The sequence below is a fragment of the Nocardioides sp. genome (genome assembly GCF_035503875.1).
GTDB lineage: Bacteria > Actinomycetota > Actinomycetes > Propionibacteriales > Nocardioidaceae > Nocardioides.
This window is the reverse complement of record NZ_DATJTA010000003.1, coordinates 90,782-99,532: the sequence shown is the minus strand read 5'-3', so window position 1 is coordinate 99,532 and position 8,751 is coordinate 90,782. Positions and strand designations below refer to the sequence as shown.

The 8,751-nt window shown below is 71.1% G+C and carries 10 protein-coding genes; 5 read left to right on the top strand and 5 right to left on the bottom strand.

What is annotated here, in order from left to right; genetic code table 11:
- Both VMF51_RS00595 and coxB read right to left on the bottom strand, forming a co-directional pair.
- A partial coding sequence (locus VMF51_RS00595) for a cbb3-type cytochrome c oxidase subunit I (protein ID WP_414689425.1) occupies positions 1 to 1,158 on the bottom strand: 1,158 nt, incomplete at its 3' end.
- The gene (coxB, locus tag VMF51_RS00590; protein WP_325472441.1) at positions 1,155 to 1,949 is read right to left on the bottom strand and encodes a cytochrome c oxidase subunit II; all 795 of its coding nucleotides are present in this window, start codon (positions 1,947 to 1,949) and stop codon (positions 1,155 to 1,157) included. The genes VMF51_RS00595 and coxB, both read right to left, overlap by 4 nt.
- 233 nt (positions 1,950 to 2,182) lie before the next feature.
- Here coxB and VMF51_RS00585 point away from each other — a divergent pair, with 233 nt between their 5' ends.
- The gene (locus tag VMF51_RS00585) at positions 2,183 to 3,346 is read left to right on the top strand and encodes a cysteine desulfurase family protein (protein WP_325472440.1); all 1,164 of its coding nucleotides are present in this window, start codon (positions 2,183 to 2,185) and stop codon (positions 3,344 to 3,346) included.
- Entirely contained in the window at positions 3,343 to 3,582 is a 240-nt protein-coding gene (locus tag VMF51_RS00580; protein ID WP_325472439.1) for a sulfurtransferase TusA family protein, read from the top strand. The genes VMF51_RS00585 and VMF51_RS00580 overlap by 4 nt, the downstream gene beginning before the upstream one ends.
- Here the strand turns inward: VMF51_RS00580 and VMF51_RS00575 are convergent.
- Complete coding sequence (locus VMF51_RS00575) at positions 3,575 to 4,558, bottom strand: carbohydrate kinase family protein (RefSeq protein ID WP_325472438.1); 984 nt, start codon at positions 4,556 to 4,558, stop codon at positions 3,575 to 3,577. The two genes, VMF51_RS00580 and VMF51_RS00575, sit on opposite strands and share 8 nt — an antisense overlap.
- A gap of 64 nt (positions 4,559 to 4,622) precedes the next feature.
- Here VMF51_RS00575 and VMF51_RS00570 point away from each other — a divergent pair, with 64 nt between their 5' ends.
- Positions 4,623 to 4,820, top strand: a complete 198-nt coding sequence (locus VMF51_RS00570) for a hypothetical protein (protein ID WP_325472437.1) — start codon at positions 4,623 to 4,625, stop codon at positions 4,818 to 4,820.
- A 117-nt stretch (positions 4,821 to 4,937) separates the two neighbouring features.
- Here VMF51_RS00570 and erpA read toward each other — a convergent pair whose 3' ends face one another.
- Complete coding sequence (gene erpA / locus VMF51_RS00565) at positions 4,938 to 5,300, bottom strand: iron-sulfur cluster insertion protein ErpA (protein WP_325472436.1); 363 nt, start codon at positions 5,298 to 5,300, stop codon at positions 4,938 to 4,940.
- 170 nt (positions 5,301 to 5,470) lie between these two features.
- The gene (locus VMF51_RS00560) at positions 5,471 to 6,541 is read right to left on the bottom strand and encodes a glycerate kinase (RefSeq protein ID WP_325472435.1); all 1,071 of its coding nucleotides are present in this window, start codon (positions 6,539 to 6,541) and stop codon (positions 5,471 to 5,473) included.
- 32 nt (positions 6,542 to 6,573) lie between these two features.
- On the opposite strand from VMF51_RS00560, the gene VMF51_RS00555 reads away from it, so the two are divergent.
- Positions 6,574 to 7,455, top strand: coding sequence for a GNAT family N-acetyltransferase (locus tag VMF51_RS00555; protein WP_325472434.1), 882 nt, complete (start codon positions 6,574 to 6,576; stop codon positions 7,453 to 7,455).
- Positions 7,456 to 7,495: 40 nt separating this feature from the next.
- Positions 7,496 to 8,668: a quinolinate synthase NadA gene (nadA, locus tag VMF51_RS00550; RefSeq protein ID WP_325472433.1), complete on the top strand. Its 1,173-nt coding sequence runs from the start codon at positions 7,496 to 7,498 to the stop codon at positions 8,666 to 8,668.
- Positions 8,669 to 8,751 lie beyond the last annotated feature (83 nt).

Below are 8,751 nucleotides of genomic sequence, written 5' to 3'. Positions count from 1 at the left end.
GAAGTAGGAGTCGCTCACCGCGAAGTCCAGCGGCGGCGATGCCAGGATGACGCCGGTCAGACCACCGAACAGGAAGACGATCAGGAACCCGAGGATGAAGAGCATCGCGGGTTCGAAGGTGATCTGACCTCGCCAGATCGTACCGACCCAGTTGAAGAACTTCACTCCGGTGGGCACCGCGATCAGGTAGGTCATGAACGCGAAGAACGGGAGCATGACCGCGCCGGTGGTGAACATGTGGTGCGCCCACACGGTCACCGACAGGCCGGCGATGCTCAGGGTCGCGAACACCAGGCCGGAGTAGCCGAAGATCGGCTTGCGGGCGAACACCGGGAAGACCTCGGAGACGATGCCGAAGAACGGCAGCGCCACGATGTACACCTCCGGGTGCCCGAAGAACCAGAACAGGTGCTGCCACAGGATCGCGCCGCCGTGGGCGGTGTCGAACACGTGCGCCCCGAGCTGGCGGTCCGCCTCGAGCGAGAGCAGCGCGCCGGCGAGCACCGGGAACGCGATGAGCACCAGCAGCGAGGTGATCAGCGTGTTCCAGACGAACAGCGGCATCCGGAACATGGTCATGCCGGGGGCACGCATGCAGATGATCGTCGTGATGAAGTTGACCGCGCCGAGGATGGTGCCGAGACCGGCCATCCACAGACCCATGATCCACAGGTCGCCGCCGACGCCCGGCGAGCGCACGGCGTCCGAGAGCGGCGTGTAGGCGAACCAGCCGAAGTCGGCCGCGCCCTGCGGCGTCAGGAAGCCGGAGGCCGCGATCAGACCACCGAACAGGAACAGCCAGTAGCTGAACATGTTCAGGCGCGGGAAGGCCACGTCCGGGGAGCCGATCTGTAGCGGCATGATCACGTTGGCGAAGCCGAAGAACAGCGGCGTCGCGAACAGCAGCAGCATGATCGTGCCGTGCATGGTGAAGAGCTGGTTGTAGAGCTCGTCGTTGACGAGCTGGTTGCCCGGGTAGGCCAGCTCGGAGCGGATCAGCAGGGCCATCAGGCCGCCGATCAGGAACCACGCGAACGACGTGATCAGGTACATCTTGCCGATCAGCTTGTGATCGGTCGTGGTCATCAGCCGGACCAGCTCCTGGCCCAGCGGCTTGCGGGCCGGGGCGATCGCCGGCCTGCTCGCGGTGGCGGTCACTTCGCTGCTCCCTCGTGCTCGGCGGACTCCAGGCCCACCTGCGTGTCGGCGTACCGGCCGCCGATCAGCGGCTTCTCGGACGTCGAGCCCTCTTCGGCGAGCGTCTCGACGTAGGCGTCGTACTCCTTGAGGCTGACGACCTTGACCTCGAAGAGCATCCGCGAGTGGTAGACGCCGCACAGCTCGTAGCACTTGCCGGCGAAGGTGCCGGTCGTCTTGGGCGTGACCTCGAAGGTGTTCACGCGACCCGGGATGACGTCCATCTTCATCAGGAAGCCGGGCACGCCGAAGTTGTGGATCACGTCCGGCGAGTGCAGGTTGAACCGCGTCGTCACGCCGACCGGCAGGTACAGGGTCGGGATGTCGGACCCGGTGCCGGAGACGTAGGCGTACTCGTCGTACGGGTACTCGTCGTCGTCGTTCTCGCCCTTCTCGTCGGCGCTGTAGTCGACCTCGCCGACGCCGTGGTTGAACGCCCAGCTCCACTGCTGCGCCGTGACCTCGACGATGTTGTCGGGCTCGTCGGAGCGGTCGAGCAGGATGTTCTGCGTCTCGACGGTCTGCTGGAAGAAGACGACGACCATCATGATCGGCGCGATCGTGTAGAAGATCTCGAGCGGCAGGTTGTAACGGGTCTGGATCGGGATCTCGTCGTCGCTGCGGCGGCGGTAGCGGATGACGACCCAGGCGATGAGCCCCCAGACCACGAGACCGGTGATCAGGGCGGCGATCCACGCGCCCTGCCACAGGTCGAGCGTGTGCTCGCCCTGCTCGGTCGCCGGCTCTGGCATCGCCAGACGCTTCCATTCACCGCTATCCGAACCACAGCCGGCGAGGGCCACGACGCTGACACCGAGCACGGAGAGCAGGAGCAGGCGGCGGAGGTATCCGCGCCCTCCGGTCCCGCGCCTGGGGAGTTGCAGACTCAACGCTGGAGCCTTCCTCTCGGGCATTCACAAGTACTGTCGAACACTATCCGAATCGCACTCCGGTCGCGGGAGCGGGTACCCGGTAGGTTCCCGGTGTGACAAAAGCCGCGGCCCGGTCCGGGGTACCCCTGCCCCGCTACTTCGACACCGCCTCGGCGGAGTCGCTGCACCCGGCGGCCCGTGAGACGCTGCTCGCCGCGCTCGACCAGGGGTACGCCGACCCGCGCCGCCTGCACGGCCCGGCGCGGAGCGCGCGGCTGCTGCTCGACAACGCCCGCGCCGTGGTCGCCGAGTGCCTGGAGGTGCGCCCCGACGAGGTCTCCTTCACCTCCTCCGGAACCGACGCGGTGCACCGCGGGCTGCTCGGTCTGGTCGCGGCCCGGCCCGGCCGGGGCGACCGGGTGGTGCGCACCGCGGTCGAGCACTCGGCCGTCGTCCACGCCGCCGCGTGGCGCCGCCCCGAGGGGCACCTGGAGGTGCCGGTCGACCGCACGGGACGGGTGGCGCCCGAGGACGTCGTCGCCGCGGCCGGCTCCCCCGAGGTCGGGGTCGTCGCCGTCCAGAGCGCCAACCACGAGGTCGGGACGCTGCAGCCGGTCACGGAGGTGGCGTCCGCGCTCCGCGCCGCGTCGTACGACGTGCCGCTCCTCGTCGACGCGTGCGCGTCGATGGGCCGGCTGCCGCTGCCGGACGGCTGGTCGGCCGCCGCGGGCTCGGCGCACAAGTGGGGCGGGCCGGCCGGGGTCGGCGTACTCCTGGTGCGCAAGGGGGTGCGCTGGGTGACGCCGTTCCCGGGCGACGACCGGGTGGACGAGCGGGTCTCGGGCTTCGAGAACGTCCCGGCCGCCCTCGCGGCCGCGGCGGCGCTGCAGGCGGTCGTCGCGGAACGGGACGCCGTCAACGCCCGTCAGGCCGCGCTGGTCGACCGCGTGCGCGCGGGGGTGGCCGCGGTGCCGGACGTCGAGGTCGTCGGCGACCCGATCGACCGGCTCCCCCACCTGGTCACCTTCTCCTGCCTCTACGTCGACGGCGAGGCGCTCGTCGACGGGCTGGCCCGGAGGGGATTCTCGGTCGCGAGCGGCTCGGCGTGCACCTCGTCCAGCCTGGAGCCGAGCCGGGTCCTGGCGGCGATGGGCGCCCTGACGCACGGCAACGTGCGGCTCTCGCTCACCCGCGACGCGACCGAGGACGACGTGGACGCCTTCCTGGCCGCGCTGCCCGAGGTGGTCGCCGGCATCCGAGCGGACGCGGGCCTGTGAGCACCGCGGTCGACCTCGAGCTCGACTGCCGCGGCCTGCTCTGCCCGCTGCCGGTCATCGAGCTCGGGCGCCGCTACGCCGAGGTGCCCCCGGGCGCACTGGTGGCCGTCGTCGCCGACGACGTGGCGGCGCGCCACGACGTACCTGCATGGTGCCGGATGCGCGGGCAGGAGTACGTCGGCGAGGAGATCGCCGACGACGGCGTCCCGCGCTACCTGGTGCGTCGGGTCACCTGACGAGCGCGAGGTGCGGCTCGACGGCCTTGGCCGCCTCGGGGCCGTAGGACTCCTCCAGCCGGGCCAGGAACTGGTCGCGGGTGAAGGTGTACTCCTGGGTGCCGACCGTCTCGACGACGTACGCCGCGAGCACGCAGCCGACCTGGGCCGCGCGCTCGTGGTCGAGGCCCCACGTGACGGCGGCGAGGAAGCCGGAGCGGAAGGCGTCGCCGACGCCGGTGGGCTCGATGGCCGTGACGTTCTTGGCGGCGGGCAGCACGATGTCGGCCTCGCCGCGGCGGCTCACCCGGACGCCCTGGGCGCCGAGCGTGGTGACCTGGGTGCCGACCCGGGAGAGGACCTCCTCGGCGGACCAGCCGGTCTTCTGCTCGATCAGGTGCGACTCGTACTCGTTGGAGAACAGGATCGCGGCGCCGTCGACCAGGTCGCGGATCAGCTCGCCGTCGCTGAACGCGAGCTGCTGGCTCGGGTCTGCGATGAACGGGTAGCCGCGCTGGCGGCACTCCTGGGTGTGGCGCAGCATGCCGTCGGGGTCGTCGGCGCCGATCAGGACGTACGTCGGCTCCCCGACCCGGTCGACGATCGGACCGAGCTCCATCAGCCGCGCCTCGCTCATCGCGCCGGGGTAGAAGGAGGCGATCTGCGCGCCGGTCGGGTCGGTGGTGCACACGAACCGGGCGGTGTGGCGGGTCTCGGAGATGCGGACGTGGGAGCAGTCCACCCCGTGCCGCTCCAGCCAGGAGCGGTAGTCGGCGAAGTCCTCGCCGGCCGCCCCGACGAGCACCGGGCGCAGGCCGAGCCGGCCCAGGCCGAAGCACATGTTGGCCGCCACTCCCCCGCGCCGGATCTCGAGGTCGTCGACGAGGAAGGACAGCGAGAGCTTGTCCAGCTGCTCGACCACCAGGGAGTCGGCGAACTTCCCGGCGTAGCCCATCAGGTGGTCGGTGGCGATGGAACCGGCGATCAGCAGCGACATGGGACGGAACACTACCGGCTGGTACCGCTGGGACTACTTCGGAGTAGGCCGTAGCGTCCTCGGCATGACTCAGCTCTCCCACGACGACCTGGGCTCGCTGCAGGAGATGCGGGCCGACTGCGAGGCCGCCGTACGCCACCTGCCGGACCCGGCGCCGTCGCTGCGCTACGAGGACTACCCGCGCGACGTCCCGAAGCCGGAGATCGAGATCACCGAGGCCGCCACGAGGATCGCCAACGCGCTCCAGCTGCACCTGGACTGAGCCGCTCCCCCCGCACTTCGACGGCCACCCCTCCCTCGGCCGTTGGACGCCAACAGCCCCCGCCGGTCACCGGCGGGGGCTGTTGTGTTGCGTGGTGGTGCGCTGGCGCGTCCTCGATCAGTGGAACGAGTCACCGCACGCGCACGAGCCCGTGGCGTTGGGGTTGTCGATGGTGAAGCCCTGCTTCTCGATGCTGTCGACGAAGTCGATCATCGCGCCGTTGAGGTAGGGGACGCTCATCCGGTCGACGACCACGGCCACGCCGTCGAAGTCGGTGACGACGTCACCGTCGAGGGTGCGCTCGTCGAAGAAGAGCTGGTAGCGCAGGCCCGAGCAGCCGCCCGGCTGCACCGAGATCCGCAGCTGCAGGTCGTCGCGGCCCTCCTGGTCGAGAAGGCTCTTCACCTTCGTCGCCGCCACCGGGCTCAGGTTGATCTGGTCGGTGCGACGCTCTGCGGTCGTGTCCACCTGCTCGGTCATGTGTCTGCTCCCAGATAGATGCGGGGGTGTGTCGGCTACTGACTCAATCGTCGCACACCCGGGGCTATTCCCCTCCCGGCCAGCCAGTCACCGCCGAGTCGGCAGAAGTTGCGCGCCGAGTCGGCAGAAGTTGCAGTCAGGTCTGACGTGAACTTCTGCCGACTCGCGGTTCAGCGGGACCAGGTGCGGGCGACGCGGGCGGCGAGGTCGGAGAGCGAGCCGGCGGGGTCGGCGAAGGCGCGGTCCTGGCCCACCAGGTCGACGAGGGAGTACGCCGACTCCACACCGAGCGCCCTCATCTCGCGGGAGCCGACCAGCACCTGGCCGGCGAGCGCGACGCAGGGGCGGAGCGCGGACTCGGCGACGGTGGCGACGCCGTACGGCACCTTCCCGGAGCGGCTGGAGAAGTCGAAGGCACCCTCGCCGGTCAGCACGAGGTCGGCGGCGCGGGCGCGCTCGGCGAGTCGGACCGCATCGGCCACGAGGTCGATGCCGGGCTCGCGGGTCGCGCCGAGCAGGAGGAGGCCGAATCCGAGGCCGCCCGCCGCGCCGGCGCCCTTCTCCAACGCGGTACGCCGTCCTGCCGCGACGGCCAGCTCCTCGAGCCAGCCGTCGACCACCGGAAGCCGCTCCTCGGGGATCCCCTTCTGCGGGCCGAAGGTCTTGGTCGCACCCAGCAGGCCGGTCAGCGGGTTGTCCACGTCGCTGGCGGCGACCAGGCGCACGCCGACCTCGGGCACCGTCACCGTGGTGATGCCCGCGAGACCGGCCGCGCCCCGGTCCAGCGGCCGGTCGGCCGTCGCGCCCAGGGCGGCGAGCAGGCCCGCTCCCCCGTCGTTGGTGCCACTGCCCCCGAGACCGACCACCACGGTCGACGCCCCGGCCTCGGCGGCGGCCAGGACCAGCTGGCCCACGCCGTACGTCGTGGCCTCCTCGGCACGTTCCGCTCCCGTCAGGTGCAGCCCGCACGCCTGGGCGCTCTCGACGTACGCCGTCTCCCCCGCCACGAGCACGGTGCCGGGAACCGGGTCGCCGAACGGGCCGCGAACGGTGACCGCGAGCAGGCTGCCGCCGAGCGCGGTGTGGAGGACGTCGACGAAGCCGGGGCCGCCGTCGGCCATGGGCGCGAGGTCGAGCTCGTCGTCGGGGGCGTGCCGGTGCCAGCCGGCGGCGATCGCCGCCGCAGCCTCGGGCGCCGTGAGCGTGCCCGCGAACTTGTCGGGGGCGACCAGGATGCGCATGGCGCACACCTTAGGAGCCTAGGGTCGAACCCGTGAGCGAGGTGCTGATCCGGCCGATGCGACCCGGCGACGTGGCCGCTGCCGAGCGGCTGAGCGCGGAGAGCTTCTACGAGCTCGACGTCCGCACCCACCGGCCCGGGTTCCCGGTGCCGGAGCTGCGGCCGCCCACGCGCGCCGGCAACTGGATCACCCGGACCACCCACTTCCTGGACACCGATCCCGGCGGCTGCTGGGTGGCGGAGATGGACGGCGAGCTGGTCGGGTTCGCGACGTCGTTCGTCCGCGAGCTGACCTGGTGCCTGGCGACCTTCGCCGTACGACCGGGCCTGCAGGGGCAGGGCCTCGGCAAGCGGTTGCTCGACACCGCGATGGAGCACGGCCGCGGTTGCCTGCGCGGGATGCTGTCGGCGTCGTCGGACCCGAAGGCGGTACGGCGCTACCGGCTCGCCGGGTTCTCGCTGCACCCGCAGATGTTCCTGTCCGGCACCGTCGACCGGAGCGCGATCCCGGTCGTCGACAAGGTCCGCGAAGGTACGGCGGGCGACGTCGACCTGCTCGACTCGCTGGACCGGCGGACGCGCGGGTCCGCGCACGGGCCGGACCATCGGCTGATGCTGGCCGCGTGGCGGCTGCTGGTGTCCGACACGTCCAGCGGGTCGGGCTACGCGTACGTCGGCCACGACGGCTCCCTCGCGCTGCTGGCCGCGAGCAACCGTCGTACGGCGGCGCGCCTGCTGTGGGCCGTCCTCGCCGACAGCACCGGCGAGACCGTCGTCCCGCACCTGACCACGGCCAACGAGTGGGCGATCGACGTGGGGATGGCCGCACGGCTCGAGCTGCACCAGGAGGGCTACCTGGGACTGCGCGGGATGAAACCGCCGGCGCCGTACGTTCACAACGGTGCCCTGCTGTGACGTTTACGGCCCCGCCCGAGCACAGGAATACGATCCGGACATGACGACCGTCGACCTCCCGCTGCTGCCGCTCGGTCGCGGCACCGACATCGCCTCCGAGCGAGGCGTCGACTGCCCGGGCGACCTGCCCGCGCCGTCCGACCCCGACCTGGTCGCGCGTGCCGAGGCGGCCAAGGCCGCCCTGGGCGAGCGGCTCTTCGTGCTGGGGCACCACTACCAGCGCGACGAGGTGATCGCGTTCGCCGACGTCACGGGCGACTCGTTCAAGCTGGCCCGCGACGCCGCGGCCCGCCCGGACGCCGAGTTCATCGTCTTCTGCGGCGTGCACTTCATGGCGGAGTCCGCCGACATCCTCACCGGGCCGGACCAGAAGGTCATCCTGCCCGACCTCGCCGCCGGTTGCTCGATGGCCGACATGGCCCGCCTCGCGCAGGTCGAGAGCGCGTGGGACGCGCTGACCGCGGCCGGGGTCGTCGACTCCGTGGTCCCGGTGACGTACATGAACTCCAGCGCCGACATCAAGGCGTTCTGCGGCCGCAACGGCGGCGTCGTGTGCACCTCCAGCAACGCGGAGGTCGCCCTCGAGTGGGCCTTCGAGCAGCGCCCCGACGCCAAGATCCTGTTCCTACCCGACCAGCACCTCGGCCGCAACACCGCGGTCCTGAAGATGGGCATCTCCCTCGACGAGTGCGTCGTGTGGAACCCGCTCAAGCCGAACGGCGGGCTCACCGCCGAGGAGCTGCAGAACGCGCGGATGATCCTGTGGAAGGGCCACTGCTCGGTGCACGGCCGCTTCTCCCCCGACGTCGTCGACGAGCTGCGCGCGACCATTCCGGACGTGCAGATCCTGGTCCACCCCGAGTGCCAGCACGAGGTCGTGCTGAAGGCCGACCTCGTCGGCTCGACGGAGTTCATCATCAAGGCGATCGAGGCGGCTCCGCCGGGCTCGGCCTGGGCGATCGGCACCGAGCTCAACCTGGTCAAGCGGCTCGCGAACGCGCACCCGGACAAGCGGATCACGTTCCTCGACAAGACGGTCTGCTACTGCTCGACGATGAACCGGATCGACCTGCCCCACTTCGTGTGGGCGCTGGAGTCCCTCGTCGCCGGCACCGTCCCGAACCAGATCACCGTCGACCCCGAGACCGAGAAGTGGGCGCTGGTCGCCCTCGAGCGGATGCTCGCCCTGCCGGGTAAGACCTCCCGGGACTGATCGCCGACCCGTCACTTTCTCGGCGGTTCTCGCGGCGTGTCGGCGCAGGATCGACGGCTCGCCGCCCCCGTCGTACGACGCGG

Bases quoted from the DNA above. Each gene is read 5' to 3' on its own strand.
- erpA (WP_325472436.1), bottom strand. From the start codon at position 5,300: ATGACCGAGCAGGTGGACACGACCGCAGAGCGTCGCACCGACCAGATC.
- VMF51_RS00570 (WP_325472437.1), top strand. From the start codon at position 4,623: ATGACTCAGCTCTCCCACGACGACCTGGGCTCGCTGCAGGAGATGCGG.
- nadA (WP_325472433.1), top strand. From the start codon at position 7,496: ATGACGACCGTCGACCTCCCGCTGCTGCCGCTCGGTCGCGGCACCGAC.
- VMF51_RS00575 (WP_325472438.1), bottom strand. From the start codon at position 4,558: ATGTCGCTGCTGATCGCCGGTTCCATCGCCACCGACCACCTGATGGGC.
- VMF51_RS00560 (WP_325472435.1), bottom strand. From the start codon at position 6,541: ATGCGCATCCTGGTCGCCCCCGACAAGTTCGCGGGCACGCTCACGGCG.
- coxB (WP_325472441.1), bottom strand. From the start codon at position 1,949: ATGCCAGAGCCGGCGACCGAGCAGGGCGAGCACACGCTCGACCTGTGG.